Source organism: Mesorhizobium sp. WSM4830 (assembly GCF_055811495.1).
The window spans coordinates 1-17326 of sequence record NZ_JBVVQI010000003.1; the positions used below are offsets into that span (position 1 = coordinate 1).

14 protein-coding genes are annotated in these 17326 nt (G+C 61.1%); 8 read left to right on the top strand and 6 right to left on the bottom strand.

What is annotated here, in order from left to right:
• The first annotated feature begins 2495 nt into the window (after positions 1-2495).
• Positions 2496-4241: an adenylate/guanylate cyclase domain-containing protein gene (locus AC0L2Y_RS04845; RefSeq protein WP_473554212.1), complete on the top strand. Its 1746-nt coding sequence runs from the start codon at positions 2496-2498 to the stop codon at positions 4239-4241.
• A 265-nt stretch (positions 4242-4506) separates the two neighbouring features.
• On the opposite strand, the gene AC0L2Y_RS04850 is transcribed toward AC0L2Y_RS04845, so the two are convergent.
• From AC0L2Y_RS04850 to AC0L2Y_RS04865, 4 genes are read right to left on the bottom strand one after another with little or no spacing between them, the layout of a single operon-like run.
• Positions 4507-5706 (bottom strand): mandelate racemase/muconate lactonizing enzyme family protein, encoded by a 1200-nt coding sequence (locus AC0L2Y_RS04850; protein WP_473554215.1) that lies wholly within the window; start codon positions 5704-5706, stop codon positions 4507-4509.
• 17 nt (positions 5707-5723) lie between these two features.
• A complete protein-coding gene (locus AC0L2Y_RS04855) occupies positions 5724-7085 on the bottom strand; it encodes a mandelate racemase/muconate lactonizing enzyme family protein (RefSeq protein WP_473554216.1) in 1362 nt (453 codons plus the stop codon).
• A gap of 49 nt (positions 7086-7134) precedes the next feature.
• The gene (locus tag AC0L2Y_RS04860) at positions 7135-8301 is read right to left on the bottom strand and encodes a mandelate racemase/muconate lactonizing enzyme family protein (protein ID WP_473554219.1); all 1167 of its coding nucleotides are present in this window, start codon (positions 8299-8301) and stop codon (positions 7135-7137) included.
• Positions 8302-8355: 54 nt separating this feature from the next.
• On the bottom strand, positions 8356-9066 hold the full coding sequence (locus tag AC0L2Y_RS04865) for a GntR family transcriptional regulator (protein ID WP_023679253.1): 711 nt from the start codon (positions 9064-9066) through the stop codon (positions 8356-8358).
• A 218-nt stretch (positions 9067-9284) separates the two neighbouring features.
• Here AC0L2Y_RS04865 and AC0L2Y_RS04870 point away from each other — a divergent pair, with 218 nt between their 5' ends.
• From AC0L2Y_RS04870 to AC0L2Y_RS04900, 7 genes are all read left to right on the top strand, one after another.
• Positions 9285-10763: an ABC transporter substrate-binding protein gene (locus AC0L2Y_RS04870; protein ID WP_473554222.1), complete on the top strand. Its 1479-nt coding sequence runs from the start codon at positions 9285-9287 to the stop codon at positions 10761-10763.
• A 78-nt stretch (positions 10764-10841) separates the two neighbouring features.
• Complete coding sequence (locus AC0L2Y_RS04875; protein WP_473554224.1) at positions 10842-11801, top strand: carbohydrate ABC transporter permease; 960 nt, start codon at positions 10842-10844, stop codon at positions 11799-11801.
• Positions 11798-12688, top strand: coding sequence for a carbohydrate ABC transporter permease (locus tag AC0L2Y_RS04880; protein ID WP_023679256.1), 891 nt, complete (start codon positions 11798-11800; stop codon positions 12686-12688). Before AC0L2Y_RS04875 ends, AC0L2Y_RS04880 begins: the two co-directional genes overlap by 4 nt.
• Before the next feature lie 10 nt (positions 12689-12698).
• Complete coding sequence (locus AC0L2Y_RS04885) at positions 12699-13796, top strand: ABC transporter ATP-binding protein (protein WP_352493002.1); 1098 nt, start codon at positions 12699-12701, stop codon at positions 13794-13796.
• Positions 13797-13829: 33 nt separating this feature from the next.
• Positions 13830-14993, top strand: a complete 1164-nt coding sequence (locus tag AC0L2Y_RS04890; protein WP_473554226.1) for a mandelate racemase/muconate lactonizing enzyme family protein — start codon at positions 13830-13832, stop codon at positions 14991-14993.
• Between the two features lie 22 nt (positions 14994-15015).
• Positions 15016-15765 carry a ribonuclease activity regulator RraA gene (locus AC0L2Y_RS04895; RefSeq protein ID WP_473554228.1) on the top strand — a complete coding sequence of 250 codons (750 nt, stop codon included), beginning with the start codon at positions 15016-15018 and terminating at the stop codon, positions 15763-15765.
• Between the two features lie 244 nt (positions 15766-16009).
• Complete coding sequence (locus AC0L2Y_RS04900) at positions 16010-16609, top strand: divalent metal cation transporter (protein ID WP_473554231.1); 600 nt, start codon at positions 16010-16012, stop codon at positions 16607-16609.
• A 185-nt stretch (positions 16610-16794) separates the two neighbouring features.
• On the opposite strand, the gene AC0L2Y_RS04905 is transcribed toward AC0L2Y_RS04900, so the two are convergent.
• Positions 16795-17151 carry a hypothetical protein gene (locus AC0L2Y_RS04905; protein ID WP_473554233.1) on the bottom strand — a complete coding sequence of 119 codons (357 nt, stop codon included), beginning with the start codon at positions 17149-17151 and terminating at the stop codon, positions 16795-16797.
• 10 nt (positions 17152-17161) lie between these two features.
• Positions 17162-17320 (bottom strand): AAA-associated domain-containing protein, encoded by a 159-nt coding sequence (locus AC0L2Y_RS04910; protein ID WP_473554236.1) that lies wholly within the window; start codon positions 17318-17320, stop codon positions 17162-17164.
• Positions 17321-17326 lie beyond the last annotated feature (6 nt).

Below are 17326 nucleotides of genomic sequence, written 5' to 3' on the forward strand. Positions count from 1 at the left end.
CGCCTTGGGGTGCAACTGTACGGCACGGGAGTGGTAATTCGGCCTTGATCAGCGCGCCCGGTCAATTCGCCCCGCGGTTAATCTCTCGAGCGTTTCGTTTGCAAGCGCCTCGCCCTCATTCACCGGCAACGGTCCATTAGAGCAAGTTGACCACCCGTCATCTCCATGCATGTCATTCGGCCGGCAATCTTTAGGGGCCGATCCTGCGACAACCGTCCCCATCATTCCGCCATCGCTCGGTCCTGTGGCGTTCGTTATGTCGGCCCATTGGCCGGATCGCCGGAACTCAGCTTTCACCTCTCTGCCCCTTACGCGAGTCGGAGCGAGTGAATTACCGCCGCTCAATCGAAGCATGGCATACGAGATTGCATCTCCGTCAGAGATGCAGTTCATGCCTGGTGTCTCGACGATTGCCCCAACAGTAAAACCGGTGCTGGGATCTCGTAGATTTTGAGTGTGCTCCATCGCACCCTTACCTTGTGGCCGGTGACAGCGGCGATGCATCGGTATTCGGTGCTCGAGTAGATAAATGTGCCCGCATTTTGCCGCTCTCGGGCATGGGTGCTTCTTTCCGTGGTCCCTTTAGGAATGATAATCATTCGCTGCGTCGTCGCGTATAGGCGCTGGCCAAGCTGCTGAGTATCACAAGCGAGTCTGACTCGCCTCGTTCTCGCATCCCGATGGCAATGGTCGCGTGGACGGAGGGCTACATTACTGCAGCGAACACGGGACTGAAGCACTTAGGTCAGCCTCGATACGATCTCGGTAGCATGACCATCAATGAGATTTGGGCGTCTCTCTACGGCTTTTGTAAGGGAAATCCCGACAAACGGGTTATGGAAGGGATGGTAGAGATCATGGACAGGATGAAGCGAGAAGCGCCGTGAGGGAGCGGTTCCTTACCGGATTCCCAAATCGATCGGCACATCCGTTGAATTGGATGCTCAGAACAGCGTCGCAACAGCACGATACTCGTCAGAGTGGGTGAGCGCCTCCGCCCCCCATCCTTCATTAGCAATCGGGCAAGGTGGTGAGCGACGGTGCATGCCGGCACCTGAGGGCGTCACGAAGGGACCGGCGACGCAGTGCCGGCCTGCTTCGTGAAGTCATGGCGGCGCGCGCGAACATGTGCCAGCAAATTCACTTCATTGACGACCCCGGATTGAAAGAGAGACAGCGTGGTCGAGGCCAGAATCTGGCTGTTTATCGAGGTGCTGTACGATTTGGCGTCGGCGGCTACCTGGTCGACAACCCGCTGGCAGATTGCTCGATCCTTAGGTCTAAGGAACTGAGGTTTCGGTGCTCGTGGCATCTCGACGCCTTTAAAGGGGAAGTTGCTGTGTCCCTACGCGCGGATGCGTGGGTCTCCGCGGATGGACCGTAGACGCATTCAAACAGATAATTGCCATTCGTTTGAGTGATGTCGCCAATGGCCGACTTTCATTACGGATTTCTGGTTAACCGCTGCAACTGAAAACAGTCGGGGAACAGTTAGCATTCTCGCTGAAAACAGCGGCGGAACAGCGTCGGCCGACCGCTCTCACTGAGAACAGTCGAGGAACAGTGAGCCGCGCCAACAGGGGCTCACGCCTGGAGACAGAAAGGAAACCAGAGAGGCGGAAAACATTCCTCGAAAGCAGGCAACCCGCCAAAGCAGTTCACGGGCCGTACTGGCCGTTCCCATCGGTACGCAATGACAACAAGTGGGGACAAAAGTGGGGATCGATGGCGGGTGCTGAAAAAATACCATGATGTTTCGGCCGCTTACGACATACCGCTGGTGGAGCTGCGGCAGAAGCGCTCACGGCGAGTGCCGGCGTCATCTTCTCTAGTCGTTCTGCGCGATTGCCAGTGACGTTCCTGGCTCGCCTCCCGCAGGATAAGGGTTGCGGCGCCGACCAGGCCGGCTTGGTCACCGAGCTGCGACTGTACGATCGGCACGTCGCGGTAGGGGCATCACCCGCACTCGCCAGGAGATCGAATCCGTTGGCGAGGCCGCCGCCCATCACGATCAGATCAGGCGAGTAGAGGTGCAACAGGTTGGTGAAGCCGATGCTCACCAGGATTTGGAAGTCTTCGATGCGCCACCTGCCGACCTCAGCACCTCTAAGCGCGAACGTCTGGTGTAATGCCCGATGCGCCCGGTCGTAGGGCATCTCGCTGTTACATCGGGGTGACAAAAGCACCGCCACGGTGGCGTCAACCGGTTACAGAGGGCGAGAAATATCTGCGGCCTTCTGGGAGTGAAGTGTCAGTGTCCCCAGGGGCTGCGTAGGCGTGTCGTCGGTTGGCTGTTAGCCCGGTCACCGGAACGCTCTACGCCTCGCAAGCGGTATAGCGAAATCTCGTGAACGCAGGGTCGAGCTGCATTCTCGTTCTTTATCGGCGACGAGCGGCGACCGGGAGAGATGGATATCATGCACATGGGGCGTCTGGAAGTTGGCAGGACATGGGCACGGGGCGGCCCGCGTGCAGGCTCATGGCTGAGCGGTGCGATGACCACGCAGCGCCACCTCGCAGCGATCCTGGCTTGCGACGTGGTCGGCTATTCGCGCCTGACGCAGCGCAACGAGCGCGGGACCCTCGAGCGGCTGAAGATCTACCGGAAGGACCTCCTCGAACCGCTGGTCTCCGAGCACGGGGGTCGGATCGTCAAGCTCACCGGCGACGGCATGCTGTGTGAGTTCGCGAGCGTCGTTAACGCGGTGACCTCGGCAATGGCGATCCAGCAGGCCGTGGCAAAACACGAAGCGGAGACGCCGAAGGAAGAGCGGATTCGCTTCCGCATCGGCGTCAATCTCGGCGACGTGGTCTGCGAGGAAGACGGCGACCTCTACGGCGACGCGGTCAACATCGCCGCCCGCCTCGAAAGCATCGCCGACCCCGGCACGGTGGTCGTCTCGGGCACCGCCTACGACCACCTTCAGGGCAAGCTCGGCTGCGGCTTCACGCCGCTCGGCAACCTGCGCCTCAAGAACATCGAGCGGCCTGTGCGCGCCTACCGCGTCGAGACCGACGCCAGCGCCTCGGTGGCTGCACCGCCTCCGCTGCCCGAGAAACCCTCGATCGCGGTTCTGCCTTTCACCAACATGAGCGGCGACCCCGACCAGGAATACTTCGCCGACGGACTGGTGGAGGACATCATCACGGGATTGAGCCGGGTGGACTCCTTCTTCGTGATCGCCCGCAACTCGTCCTTCACCTACAAGGGCCGGGCGGTGGACCTGCGCCAGGTCGGGCGCGAGCTGGGCGTCCGCTACGTGCTCGAAGGCAGCATCCGCAGAGCAGGATCGCGGGTGCGCATCAGTGGGCAGTTGGTGGACGCGATCAGCGGACATCATGTCTGGGCCGATCGCTTCGAGGGCGACGTGAGCGACATCTTCGACCTGCAGGACAAGGTGACCGAGAGCGTCGTCGGCGCTGTCGAACCGAGCATCCGGCTGCAGGAGATCAAGCAGGCGCGCATGAAGCCGACCGACTACATCAGCGCCTACGACCTCTACCTTCGCGCGCTGCCGCGCTTCTACAGCATGACGCGCGAAGGCTTTGCCGACGTGCGCCGGCTCACCAACGAGGCGCTCAGCATCGACCCTGGCTTCACCTTGGCGAAGGCACTTGGCTCCTATATCCGCAGCCTTTCCGTGAGCCAGTGCTGGCACGAGCCGGACGATATCCGAGTCGCCGCGCGCATGGCGCGCGAGGTACTGGCGGAAGCGCGCGACGACCCCACAAGCCTACGTTTCGCCGCGCAGGTGATCGCCTACAGCGCGAAGGACTACGAGATGGCGCTGCGCACGATCGAACGATCCCTGCTGCTTAACCCCAATTCGGCGCAGGGCCATACAGGCAGCGGCTGGGTGAACGCACATTCCAGCCGCCCGCTCGTCGCCATCGAACACTTTCACCGGGCAATGCGGCTGAGCCCGGTCGACCCCGAAAACGGCATCGCGCTCTCCGGCATCGGGATGAGCTACCTGATGCTTGAGCGCTACGAGGAAGCGCTTGCATGGGGAGAACGCGCGCTGCACGAGATGCCGAACTACGGCTCCTCGCACCGGGTTGTGATCATGGCACTGGTCAAACTCAATCGCCTGGACGAGGCGCAGGCGGCGGCGCGGCGGCTGATGGAGGCGTTCCCGACCTACACGCTCACCCTGCAGAGACAGATCAACCCGTGGCTGGACGAGGTGTTCGCCGAGCGCTATGTCGAGGCGCTGGGCATCTCCGGTGTGCCGGAGTGATCGTCGCGGTAGCAAAGATGCCCGGCGAAGCGATGTCCCTTGCCACCGCGTCGCTTCTGGAAGGACAGTTCTCTGGCCGGCCCGTCTGAGGATTGACGAGGCTACCGACGGTCGAGACAAATGTGGCCGTTGGGTCAGGTGAGGGACAGACCCTGCGCCAACCTCACACTGGAAGCCGCCAGCCAGCTTTCGGCCCGAAACGTCATTCTTGACGCAATTTGCGAGGATCAGTCCGCGCGGGGCGGGGTTGCGCAAGAAGCATGGTTCAATCGAAAAAGCCCGCATCCTCTTCGCTCAGATACTTCCTGGCTGCTTCGGCGTCGATATCGAGGCCCAGCCCCGGCGCTTCCAGCAGGTCCACCATGCTGTCCTTCACGATCTGCGGCGGCAGGCCGATTACAAGATCCTCCCACCAGGGATCGGAGGCGCTCGGGTATTCGAACGCGATGTAGTTGGCGGGCAGAGTGGCGCAGACATTGATCAGCGCGCCGAGGCCGAGAAGGCCGTTCGCGGTGCCGTGCGGTGCCATCAGGATCGAGTGCATGTAGGCGTGCTCGGCGACCCATTTGAGCTCGGCAATGCCGCCAATATCGGCCGGATCGGGGCCGATGACGCGCACCGCCTGCGTTTCGATCAGCTCCTTGAAATTGTGCCGCAGGTAGATCTGCTCGCCGGTATGAATTGGCGTCGAGGTCGAGGTGGTCAGCTCCCGATAGGCCTGCGGATTGACCCACGGCACATAGTCGCCGGTCAGCATGTCCTCGAGCCACATCAAATTGTACTTCTCGACCGCGCGAGCGAACTTGATCGCATCGGGCAGCATCCAGCCCGGGCCGCAGTCGAGCGCCAGGCTGACCTTGTCGCCCAGCACTTCCTTCATCGCGATCACGCAGTCGAGCATGTGGTTGAAACCGCGCTCGCTGATGGCGCCCTGATCCATGGCACCGTGATAGCCAGCCTTCTTCTGCGTCACGCCGTAATGGAAGTCCTCGATGGTGTCCTTCATGTTGGAGTGGAACGAGATCCCTTGCTTGATCATGAAGAAGTTCTGCGGCTGCTCCATCATCCATTTCACGTCAGCGGCGTAGTCCTCCGGCCGGTCCCCCGTTCGCTTCTGGCGGATCGAGCCGTTATAGACCCGCACCTTGTCGCGCACCTTGCCGCCGAGCAGTTTGTAGGCCGGCACGCCTGCGGCCTTGCCGGCAATGTCCCACAGCGCATGCTCGATAGCGCTTACCGCCGCGCCATAGGGCTTGAAAGAGCCGCGTTGGCGGATCTTCAGCATCACCCGCTCGACGTCGGTCGGGTCCTCGCCGATCAGCGCCTCGCGGAAATGCAGCACCCAAGGCTTGAGATAGGTCTTGGTGAACTCGACTTCGCCAAGTCCATAGAGGCCCTCGTCGGTAACGATGCGGACGATTGGATGTTTGCCGATGACGGCGCAGCGGAGGTCGGTGATCTTCATCTTCGGTTCTTTTCGCCTCAGCTCCAGGTACGGTCCCAGGAATACTCGTTGTCCCAGTGATCCGTGGGCTGCCAGATGCCGGTGACGCCCGGCTGCAGATGCTGCGAGATCACCTCGTCGACGACGTCGTCGATCCCCAGGCCCGGTTTGTCCGGAACAGTGATAAAGCCGTCCTTCACGAGCGGCTTGGGAACGCCGGTGACGATATCGTCCCACCAGTCGACGTCGGCAGAGTGGTATTCGAGCGCCATGAAGTTTTCCGTCGCGGTCGCGACATGTGCCGCGGCCATTGCGGCGATTGGACTTTCGGCCATGTGGATGGCCATTGCGACGCCGTGGTCCTGCGCCATGTCGCCGATCTTCTTGGTCTCGAGTATGCCCCCGCTGGTGAGCAGGTCAGGATGGATAATGGAGAGGCCGCCGCTCTTGAGCAGGGGCTCGAAGCCCTCCTTAAGGTAGATGTCCTCGCCGGTGCAGATCGGCACCGTGGTCGCGGCCTGTAGTTGCCGGTACTGCTCGGTGTACTGCCATGGGATCACATCCTCGAGCCAGGCCGGCACGTATTTTTCAATCCGCCTGGCGAGCCGAATACCGTTCTGCAGCGAGATGTGGCCGACATGGTCAATGGCGAGCGGAATATCCATGCCGATAATTTCGCGAACCTCGGCAATATACTGTTCAAGCAGGTCGAGACCCTTGTCGGAAAAGTGGAGGCCGGTAAACGGGTGGGCAATGTTGTGCAAATCGTACGCGGCGTTGCGGGCGCGTCGCTCTTCAAGGGTCTTGACCGGGCCGCGGCCGGGATGGACGCGGTACCCTTCAAGTGAGCCGGCAGGAGACACGACCGCACCGGGGACATCCGCGATCTGCATCAGCCCCAGATCCATCTTGAGGAAGGTGAAGCCGAGCTCCATGCGCTGCTTGAGACGCTTGCCGGTCTCGGTGCCGCTCGGCACGGTCGCGTCGGTGTCGCAATAGACGCGCACCTTCTCCCGAAACCGGCCGCCGAGCATCTGGTAGATGGGCACACCATAGGCCTTGCCGGCGAGATCCCACAACGCAATCTCGACCGCCGAGACGCCGCCGCCTTGCCGGCCGTGCCCACCGAACTGCTTGATCCGGCGAAACAGGCGGTCGATGTCGCAAGGGTTTTCGCCAAGCAGCCGGCTCTTCAGCATCAGCGCGTAGCTGGCACTGGCGCCGTCGCGCACCTCGCCAAGCCCGACGATACCCTGGTTGGTGTAAATCTTGAGCAGGGTCGAGGTGAACGGCGCGCCGACGATTTCGGCTACCCGCATGTCGGTGATGCGAAGCTGGGATGGCTTGGAGTTCGCGTTCACCCGATTGAGCGCTTCGTCGGCGCCACCTGTCTTTGCCATGACCTATCCTCGTTTCGGCTTGTCGTCCCGCACCCCGCATAGAGTGTTGTTAGCCCAGCTCAATCTCGTGGGCCTGCAGGTAGTCGCGGTCCATCTCAATACCGAGACCAGGCTTCGACGTCAGCTTGAGGCTGCCGTTCGAAATGTCGAGTGGTCTGTCGATCAAGTGATCGTATTTGCCCAGGTTCCACTCCGATGTTTCGAGTTTGTAGAAGTTGGGAACGGTCATCATCACCTGCGCTCCCGCAACCACGTTGATCGGTCCCGCGGCGTCGTGTGGCGAGACCGGGACGTAGTAGGCTTCGCACAGCGAAGAAATCTTCTTGAGTTCGGTAATGCCGCCGGTCCAGGTAACGTCGGGCATGATGTAGTCGGCGAGCCTGTTCTCGAGTACCGGCACGAAATCCCACTTCGTGTGGCCGCGCTCGCCCCACGAGATGGCGGTATTGACCTTCTCACGCACCTGCTTGAGGGCGTTAAGGCTCTCGGGCGGGCAGGGCTCCTCAAACCAGTCGATCTGGCCGGCCTCCTCGAGGCCCCGACAGAGGCGAATGGCGGTGGGGACGTCGAAGCGGCCATGCGCATCGATGAGAATGTCGACATCGGGTCCTGCCGTTTCGCGGATCAGAGCCGTGAGTTCGGCGGCTTCGCGCTCGTCCTTGCGGGTCATGCTGCCATCGAGGTAGCCGTCCCGCTGTTCGCGAGGCAGGCCATCGGCGCTGCGGCCCTGGTGGGGATAAGGATCGAACTTGAGCGCAGTGTGTCCGGACTCGACAATGTCCAGAATTTCGCGAACCACAGCCTCCTTGCTGGTGAATTTGGCCTGGTTGGGGTGGGTGTAGAGCGCGATTTCGTGGCGTACCGGTCCGCCAAGCAGCTCGTAAATCGGCTTGCCGAGGACTTTGCCCCTGATATCCCAGAGTGCTATGTCGATGGCGCTCACGCATTCGACGGCGGCGCCGCGGCTTCCCATGTAGGTGAAGCTGCGGAAGATCTTGTGCCAGAGATGCTCGATACGCGCCGGATCCTCGCCTGTCACGGCGACGCCGATCTGCCGCAGGATCGTGCAGAGAGCGCGGTTGGCGAGCCTTGTCGTGGTGGTGATCTCTCCCCAGCCACTCACTCCCTCGTCGGTCGTCACTTCGACGAACAGGAACTCTCCCCAGTAAGAAGCATCGGACTTGATCAGCCACGGCCGAATGCTCGTGATTTTCATCTCAACTACCTTTGCCTGAAAATGCTCAGTTAGCGATGTTCTGGACTGGACATTCTATCCGGCCCGAGCGGCGTTGCGCGCTCGCATCTGTTCCAGAATATGCCGGCCCGAACCCTCGACATGGCGGGAAACGAGTTCGGCCGCCTTGTCAGCCTCTCCCGCTTTCACCAGCGCGATGAGTTCGCGGTGCTCGCGCATGATCGCGGCACGTCGCGCCAGCGTGAAATTGAAACGACGGCTCACGGCTCGCAGCACTTCGCGATGTTTCCACCAAAGCTCGGCGGCGTGGCGGTTGTAGTGCCGCTGGTACATCACGGTGTGGAAAGCGGTATCCAGCTCACTATGCCTGAATGTGTCGGCGAAGTTGTTCTCTTCGATCAGGCCTTGGAGACGTTCGAGTTCGGCGATGTCCTCGCCGGTGGCCATATTCACAAACCATCGTGTCAGGGCTGGCTCGATCAGAACACCGATCTCGTAGATATCCCGGACAAAATCCTGATCAATGGGTCGGACGCGCGCCCCGCGATTGGCAACAAAGGTGACAAAGCCTTCGCCGCGCAACAGCTGCAGGGCCTCGCGGACGGGATTGGTTGAAGTGCCGTGACGCCGGGCGAGATCGGTGACCACAAGCCGTTCGTTGGCGGCGAGCCGTCCCTCGATGATATCTTCCCTGATCAATTCATAAAGCGAGGCGCCCTCGCTGGAGGCCCCGATGGGATCTGTCCCCACCGGTGGCATCGCTTTGAAATCACTTATTTCGGCCAAGGCCGGCTCCCCAATTTAATACATACCTTGCCCGATATCACACACGGCTTTCTCAAACAATGTACGATTCTGCGCGTTGACAGGCAATCCATGATCTGAAAACGTACCAAGCGATCGAGAGGATACACTGATCTGAAAGAAGCATCATCGCGATCGAAACGAGCAAGGACCGCTTTGCTTCGGCGCAGGGCGGCATGGGAGAACCAGGGAGGATACCTATGACGAGAATTGCGCTCGGCAGTGCCGTCCTGCGCGGCACTGTCGCCACTGCTTTGATGGCATCCCTGACGTCTACATCGGCGCTGGGTGCACCGCCGGTTGACCTGAGCAAGTGGTCGCCGGAATATGTGCGCTCGATTGCGGGCACACAGGATTTTGACACGGCGGCCGATTGCGCCAAGGTCACCCCGCTCGACTACAAGGGGCGACTGACTTTCTGGTATCAGGGCGTGTTCGAGGGCGACCCCGACCTCCTGCGCCAGTACTACAAGGAATTCTTCGAGACCTTCCGCAAGACATATCCGAACATCCAGCTCGAGGAACAAGCCCTCACCTATAACGACCTTCTAGACAAGTTCCGCACCGCGCTCCTGGGCAATGCCGCGCCGATGGCGGTCCGCCTGCAAATCCTGGGTGGTACCGAGTTCGCCTCAAAGGGCTATCTCCAGCCGCTCAAGCCCGAGGATGTGGGGTATTCGACCGAGGATTTCTGGCCCGGCGCCATGAAGGCAGTGACCTGGGAGGGCGTGACCTACGGCATTCCGACCAACAACGAGACGATGGCGTTCATCTGGAACGCCGACATCTTCAAGCGTGCGGGCCTCGATCCGGACAAGCCTCCGGCAACCTGGGAAGACGTCGTCAAATATTCCAAGCAGATCCACGACAAGCTCGGCATTGCCGGCTACGGCCTCGTGGCTCGCAAGAATGCCGGCAATACGCCGTACCGTTTCATGCCACAGCTATGGGCCTATGGCGGCGGCGTCTTCGACGAAGCGACGGCAAACCCGACCTATGAGCAGGTCCAGCTCGATAGTCCGCAGAGCAAGGCGGCGCTGCAAGCCTCCTACGACATGTATGTTCGCGACAAGTCGGTTCCAGTTTCGGCACTCACCAACCAGCAGGCCGATAACCAGCCCCTGTTCGTCGCCGGCCAGCTCGGCATGATGATCTCGCACCCGTCCGATTACAACGTCATGCTCGACCTGCAGAAAAAGGCGACGGGCACCGACAAGGACAAGGCGCAGACGGTCATCGACAACATGCGCTACGGCCTGATCCCGACTGGTCCCGACGGCAAGCGCGCCGTCGTGTTCGGCGGCTCGAACATTCACATCCTGAAGCCCGAATATGTCGAGGGCGGCAAGGTAGACGAACCGGCTGCGAAAGCTATCATCTGCATGTGGACGAGCCCTGAATGGTCGCTGAAGATGGCCTACGCCGGATCAAACCCGGGCAACCTCAACGGCTTCAAGACCAAGTGGATGAAGGAACGTCTGGACAACATCAAGTTCCTCGACGTCACCACCTCGATGCTGCCATACGGCATCCCGTTCCCAGCGCTGCCGCAGGCCCCCGAGATCATGAACATCATCATCCCGGACATGCTGCAGAATGCCCTGACCGGAGCGATGACCGTCGACGAGGCAGCGGACGACGCGGCCAAGAAGGTAAAAGACCTGATGGGCGGACTGTAGCCCAGGCCTGACCTACGGCCTGACCGGCTGCGCCGCTGGCGCAGCCGCCTCGTTCCGAAGAAAAAGGGCACGCCACAAGTGACGATCGTGACCGGCAAGGCCGAGGCTCGCCGAAGATTGCAACCCGGTACATCCGGCACGCTGCGGAAGATCTGGGCGCATCGCGCGGACTACGCGTACGTGCTCCCAGCGATCGCCGTCATGCTCATCGTCATTGCCTATCCGATCTACTACACGGTCGAGCTGTCGTTCTTTAAGACACCGCCCGGTCTACAGCTCCGCGACAAGAGCTTCATCGGCTTCGACAACTACACGACCATCCTCACCAGTCAGGTGTTCTGGAAAGTCACCTGGAACACACTGATCTGGACACTGGGGTCAACTCTCATCTCCTTTGTCCTGGGGTTTGCCACAGCGCTGGCGCTCCACCGCGACTTCATCGGCCGTGGTGTCCTACGCGCTGTCCTGATCATCCCTTGGGTCATCAGCGCAGTCGCCGCCTCCTATATCTGGAAGTGGATCTACCATTCGGACTTCGGGATCATCGGTGCGGTGCTGGTGGGCCTCGGATTGGCCGACCAGCCGCCGAATTTCATCGACAATGTCAACACGGTGCTGCCCTCCCTGATCGTCGTCAATATCTGGCGCGAGTTTCCGTTTGCCATGATCATGATGATGGCCGGCCTGCAGACAGTCCCCGATCAGTTGCTGCGCGCCGCAAAAGTCGACGGTGCCAATGCATGGCAGCGCTTCTGGCACGTCACCTTCCCGCACTTGCGCAACGTCTCGGTTGTGACGATGCTGCTGCTCGCGGTGGCCAACTTCAATTCCTTCATCATCCCCTGGATCATGACCGGCGGTGGGCCGTCGAATGCATCGCATATCTGGATAACCCACATTTATGAGCTCGCCTTCGGACGGCAGCGCTGGGGCGTGGCATCGGCCTATTCGGTGCTCCTGTTCCTCACACTGATGACGCTGGGCTACTTCTACGTCCGTGCGTTAAGCGGCAACGAGCGGAAAGAGGGGAGCGCATGAGCACGATTGCCGAGACGGCACCTCGAGCCCAGACCCGTCGCCGCATGCGCGTCGACGGATGGCGGTGGGCGGGGCGCATCTTCCTCGTATTCATGCTGCTTTATACCGCGTTGCCGATGATCTGGATGCTGATCACCTCGATCAAGTCCGGATTCGCAGCGACGCAATTCCCGCCGCAATGGTGGCCGGACGAACCTACCCTCGCCAGCTACCAGAAACTGCTCGATCCGCAGAACAGCGTCGGCCAGGACTTCCTCCGCTTCTTCTGGAACAGTCTTTTCGTGTCGACCGTCACGACAATCCTTTCCGTGATCGTGGCTGTCCCTGCGGCCTACGCGTTTTCGCGCTTCAGTTTCCCCGGCCGCAATTTCCTGTTCTTTGCCGTGCTGCTGCGCAACATGTTCCCGGCGGTGATCTTCCTCGTGCCACTCTTCATCCTGATGCGCGCGATCGGTCTGATAAACACGCATGGCTCGCTGATACTCACCTATCTCACCTTCGGCCTGCCGCTGGCGATCTGGCTGCTCAAGGGCTTTTACGATAACATCCCGGTGCAGCTCGAGCAGGCTGCGCGCATCGATGGCGCAACACGGTTCCAGGCCTTCATCATGATCGTGATGCCGCTCTCGACGCCGGGGATCATCGCCACCGCAATCTATTCCTTCATCGGCGCGTGGAACGAGTACATCTACGCCTACACCTTCCTCTCCAAGAACGAGCAGTTGACGCTGCCGGTCGGCATCCAGCGCTTCTTCTCGGAAAATACGACGGACTTTCCGGGCCTGATGGCAGCCAGCTTCATGATGAGTGTGCCCGTCGTGGTGCTGTTCCTGGTCCTGCAACGATACTTCGTACGCGCCCTTACAGAAGGCGCGGTCAAGCACTAGGGAGTTGCCGATGGCCCACGTGGTCCTCCAAGATCTCGTCAAGAGCTATGGCAGCTTCAAAGCTGTCAACCACGTCTCGCTGACGGTCAATGACGGCGAGTTCGTTGCGCTCGTCGGCCCTTCAGGCTGCGGCAAGACAACCACGCTCAATCTCGTCGCCGGGCTGACCCCGATCACATCGGGCGACATCATCATCGGCGAGCGCGTGGTCAACGACCTCGACCCCAAGGACCGGGACATCGCAATGGTGTTCCAGAACTATGCGCTCTACCCGCAGAAATCGGTCTACAAGAACCTGGCATTCCCGCTTCAGATGCGCAAACTCCCCAGGGACGAGATCGACAAGAAGGTCAAGGAAGCGGCACGAGTGCTCGACATGACGCACCTGCTCGAGCGCAAGCCGCGCGAACTTTCAGGCGGGCAGCAGCAGCGTGTGGCCCTTGGCCGTGCCCTCGTTCGCGACCCCGCCGTGTTCCTCATGGACGAGCCACTGTCTAACCTCGATGCCAAACTGCGCGTGCAGATGCGGTCGGAAATCAAGCGTTTCCACCAGGACCTAAAGGCGACGATCATCTATGTGACGCACGACCAGCTCGAAGCCGTGACCATGGCTGACAAAATGGCGGTGATGAATGGCGGCTACCTGCAGCAATACGATTCACCGGCGCAGGTCTTTGCCCATCCGGTAAACATGTTCGTCGCCAGCTTCATCGGCAGCCCGGCGATGAGCCTTATTCCGCTGCAGGCCTCGATGGCAAACGGCAACACGGTGTTGACCGGCGCCGAGGGCTGGCGCCTTGAGCTCTCGCCGCTCAATGCCCAGAAGGTCGCGAGAGCAACGACAAAGAAGGTCGTGCTCGGCGCACGTCACTCGACGATCAAGCTCCACAAGAGTGCGGTACCAGGCAGCGTCCCGGCCAAAGCCTATACGGTGGAGCCGACAGGAGACATCACCTTCGTGCAGGCGTTCCTGTCCGGGGCCATCGTCAACGTCAGCGTGCCGCCAAACGTTGCCGTCTCGCCCGACGAGCAGATCTGGCTCGAGTTCGACCAGGAGCGGATGCATCTGTTCGATGGCGAAACTGAAATGGCCCTCAAGGCCAACTGAGATAGGGCGGATGCGCGTGAAACGTGGGCGTGGATGACTGAGAAGCTTAAGATCACCGCGATCAAGCCCTATCCAGTGTGGGTAGGAACGCGCAATCAGATGCTCGTCAAGGTCGAGACCGACCAAGGCATCTTCGGTTGGGGCGAGAGCGGCTTGAGCGGTCGCGAGAGGGCCGTGGCCGGCGCGGTCGAGCACTATCGCGAGTTTCTCATCGGCCGCGACCCGATGCAGATCGGGCGGATCTGGCAGGAGGTTTACCGCAGCCAGTACTTCGAAGGCGGGCGAGTGCTTCAGGCGGCGATTTCCGCCATCGACATCGCTCTTCACGACATCAAGGGCAAGGCGCTGGGCGTGCCGGTCTACGAGCTGCTGGGCGGCAAGCAGCGCGACCGTATTCCCACCTTTGCCTCGACCGGCGACGAGGCCGAGGGCGATGTTGCTATCGAACGGGCCCGCGAACTTCGCGCACATGGGTGGCAGGCGATCCGCTTCTTCCCGTTCGGGCAAAACAGCGAGGACATCTTCGAGCCGCGCGAGTCCATCGGCGCTACCGCAAGTATGCTGAACAAGGCGCGCGAGGTGCTGGGCGACGACGTGGTCCTCGGCCTCGACTATCACCATCGGCTCTCGGTGGCAGAGGCGGCGAGCTTCTGCAACAAGCTCGGCCGCGGTGTGCTTGATTTCCTCGAGGAGCCGATACGGGCCGAGACGCCGGAGGCCTATGAATCGCTGCGCACGATGACCGACATCCCCTTTGCCATCGGCGAGGAATTTGCCAGCAAGTGGCAGTTCCTGCCCTACATCGAGCGCGGCATCCATCAGTTCAACCGGATCGATGTTTGCAATGTCGGCGGGCTCACCGAGGCGATGAAAATCGCTGGCTGGAGCGAGGCGCATTATGTGGACCTGATGCCGCACAATCCGCTTGGTCCAGTGTGCACCGCCGCGACCGTGCATCTCGCCGCCGCGGTACCCAACTTCGCGTGGCTAGAGACCAGGGCGCCCGAAACGAAGCTGGGCTTCGACAATTCCGATTTCATCCCCGTGCAACCACGGCTCGACGGGACCGATTACCCGGTCGGCGATCTGCCGGGGCTCGGCGTCGAGGTCAACGAAGTTGCGGTCCAGGCGCAGAGTTTGCGTTTCTGGGAAGCGCCTCACCTTAAGCGCCGCGACGGTTCTGTTACGAACTGGTAGTTCCATTCAATCGGAGTCCACAATGACGCATACTTCCGACATCGCGCGGCCGCCTAAAGACCTGATCGACGCACTCAGGGAGATCGGCGCCGCAACGGTTGCCGGCACGCTTGGCCACATGGGCTTCCGCAATCCGCACATGGTCGGTCCGGTGGCGCAAAACCACGGGAAGTCGATCGTCGGGCCGGCGCTGACGCTGCAGTTCCTGCCGCAGCGGCCGGACCTGTTCACCGAAGGAGAATATGCCGATCCGGAGACGCAGCTGCACCGGCACGTGCTCTATCACGCGCAGGAGGGCGATGTGGTCGTGGTCGACGCGCGCGGCGACATGAGCTCGGGCGTCTTCGGCGATATGATGTCGACATATTTCAAGGGCAGGGGCGGGGCGGGTATCGTAATCGACGGTTGCATGCGCGATCGGCCCAATGTCGAAAAGCTCGATCTGCCCCTATGGCTGCGCGGCTGGACGCCAAACTATCATGTGCAGACCAGTATCTATCCCAATGCCGTCAACGTTCCGATTGCCTGCGGTGGTGTCACGGTGATCCCCGGCGACATCATCGTCGCTGACGACGACGGCGTGGTGGTGCTTCCCGTCGTGATGGCCCCGAAGGTGATCGAAGAATCACAGAAGCATCACGATTGGGAGGAGTTTTCGCGAGCCAAGCTCATGGAGGGCGGCCCGTTGCAACGCTACTATCCGCTGCATGACGATGCCCGCGGGGAGTACGAGGAGTGGCGCAACGCAAATCGCTTGGAGAACCCGAGTTAGCACATCCATCATCTCGTGGCGGGGCCGGGGAGTCGAGTTTCGTAGTCGGGCGCCCACTGCACTGCACTGAACGATCGAGAGGGTCCGGCTCCCGCCATCTCGTGCGGGCACCAAGCGTTACACTATGCGGACCTCCAATGGCGAACCGGAAGCATCATAAGCGCCTAGAAGCTGACGTAGCACCGGGTGTTCGGCGTCAGAGGAGGCCGAAGAGGTCCACGCAAATCATCGCAGAAAATCGTTGTTGAGGGCTCCACGTCAGGCGGTCGACGCGTTCTCGCGAATACGCGCCGACACTCTCATAGGCATGGCATTCTCCAATGTCATCGCGCTGGCGATCATCTTCGCGACCGCGGCGAGCTTGAACAAAGCCGGCATCACCGACGTTGAGACATCCGCTCAGGCGGCTGAGGCGCTGCGGCCGATCGTCGGCGATTTTGCCTTTGCTATCTTCGCTTTCGGCATCGCCGGGACAGGGTTGCTGGCGGTACCGATCCTGGCCGGCGCGGCGGCTTACGCCATTGGCGAGGCGAGACGATGGCCCGTGGGGTTGTCGCGCAGACCTAAGGAGGCTGTGGCGTTTTACAGCACTCTTGCCGCGGCCACGGGGCTCGGAGCAGCGATCACGTTCAGTCCAGTCGATCCAATCAAGGCCCTGTATTGGACAGCCGTCGTCAACGGTGCCGTCGCCGTTCCGGTCATGACGGTCATGATGATAATGACAGCCCAGCCAAAGGTCATGGGCGACTTCACCGTCAAGGGCTGGCTGCGCTGGCTGGGATGGGCCTCCACGATCGCTATGGCGATGTGCATGGTCGGAATGCTCATGAGCTGGTTCATGTGACAGCCAATCGATCACCTGCCGCAGTTCGTATGGTGGTGCAAACCAGGCCGGAAGCTATCTTCGACACTCAATCAAGGTCTCGACGCCCTAGACTATCGCGCTGCCGAAACCGCAGGCTCGAGGCCGAGCCGTCCCACAACGGCTTCAAGCGGCATCGGTTGCGGGTTGTCGCCGATTGCTGCACGTTACCTCGACACGCGCGTGCTCTTCAGATCGGGGCGGTCGAGGCGCCGAAGGCTCTGATGACCGATGCCGACGTCGGGATTGCGGCAGACCACACGGACCGAGAAACTGGGCTCGAACTCGGTCAACCAGCCGCGACCGCGGCGAGGAGCGTCCGGCGGGCTTGGCGAGGACGCCGAAACGCGGCGGAAGACCAGCGGGTCGGCGCAGTATTGAGGTCGCACACGTTCAGTTCCTCCTTGAAAACATATTCCAGCACCGAGGAACCCGATCCCGGACCCGCGCGGCAGGACGATGCCCAGAATTAATTGGCAGCCTGTTCGATCGAAATCATGGAATGTTCCTGAGAAGACAGCCATGCGAACTCGTTCACGCCGGGTTCTCGAATTGCTTCGAGCGCTCGTCGTAGCCGAACAACTCCGCGTAGCACCCCCAGGAGATGATCGCGCGCATCGCGTCCTCGGCACGTTCTTCGGACATGTGGTCTTCGAGGTGGCGTGAATTGCGCCATGCATCGCCAACTCCCAAAGCCTG

Excerpts from the sequence above, each read along its gene's own strand:
- AC0L2Y_RS04845 (WP_473554212.1), top strand. The coding sequence starts at position 2,496 with ATGACCACGCAGCGCCACCTCGCAGCGATCCTGGCTTGCGACGTGGTC.
- AC0L2Y_RS04850 (WP_473554215.1), bottom strand. The coding sequence starts at position 5,706 with ATGAAGATCACCGACCTCCGCTGCGCCGTCATCGGCAAACATCCAATC.
- AC0L2Y_RS04855 (WP_473554216.1), bottom strand. The coding sequence starts at position 7,085 with ATGGCAAAGACAGGTGGCGCCGACGAAGCGCTCAATCGGGTGAACGCG.
- AC0L2Y_RS04860 (WP_473554219.1), bottom strand. The coding sequence starts at position 8,301 with ATGAAAATCACGAGCATTCGGCCGTGGCTGATCAAGTCCGATGCTTCT.
- AC0L2Y_RS04870 (WP_473554222.1), top strand. The coding sequence starts at position 9,285 with ATGACGAGAATTGCGCTCGGCAGTGCCGTCCTGCGCGGCACTGTCGCC.
- AC0L2Y_RS04880 (WP_023679256.1), top strand. The coding sequence starts at position 11,798 with ATGAGCACGATTGCCGAGACGGCACCTCGAGCCCAGACCCGTCGCCGC.
- AC0L2Y_RS04885 (WP_352493002.1), top strand. The coding sequence starts at position 12,699 with ATGGCCCACGTGGTCCTCCAAGATCTCGTCAAGAGCTATGGCAGCTTC.
- AC0L2Y_RS04890 (WP_473554226.1), top strand. The coding sequence starts at position 13,830 with ATGACTGAGAAGCTTAAGATCACCGCGATCAAGCCCTATCCAGTGTGG.
- AC0L2Y_RS04895 (WP_473554228.1), top strand. The coding sequence starts at position 15,016 with ATGACGCATACTTCCGACATCGCGCGGCCGCCTAAAGACCTGATCGAC.
- AC0L2Y_RS04905 (WP_473554233.1), bottom strand. The coding sequence starts at position 17,151 with ATGGCTGTCTTCTCAGGAACATTCCATGATTTCGATCGAACAGGCTGC.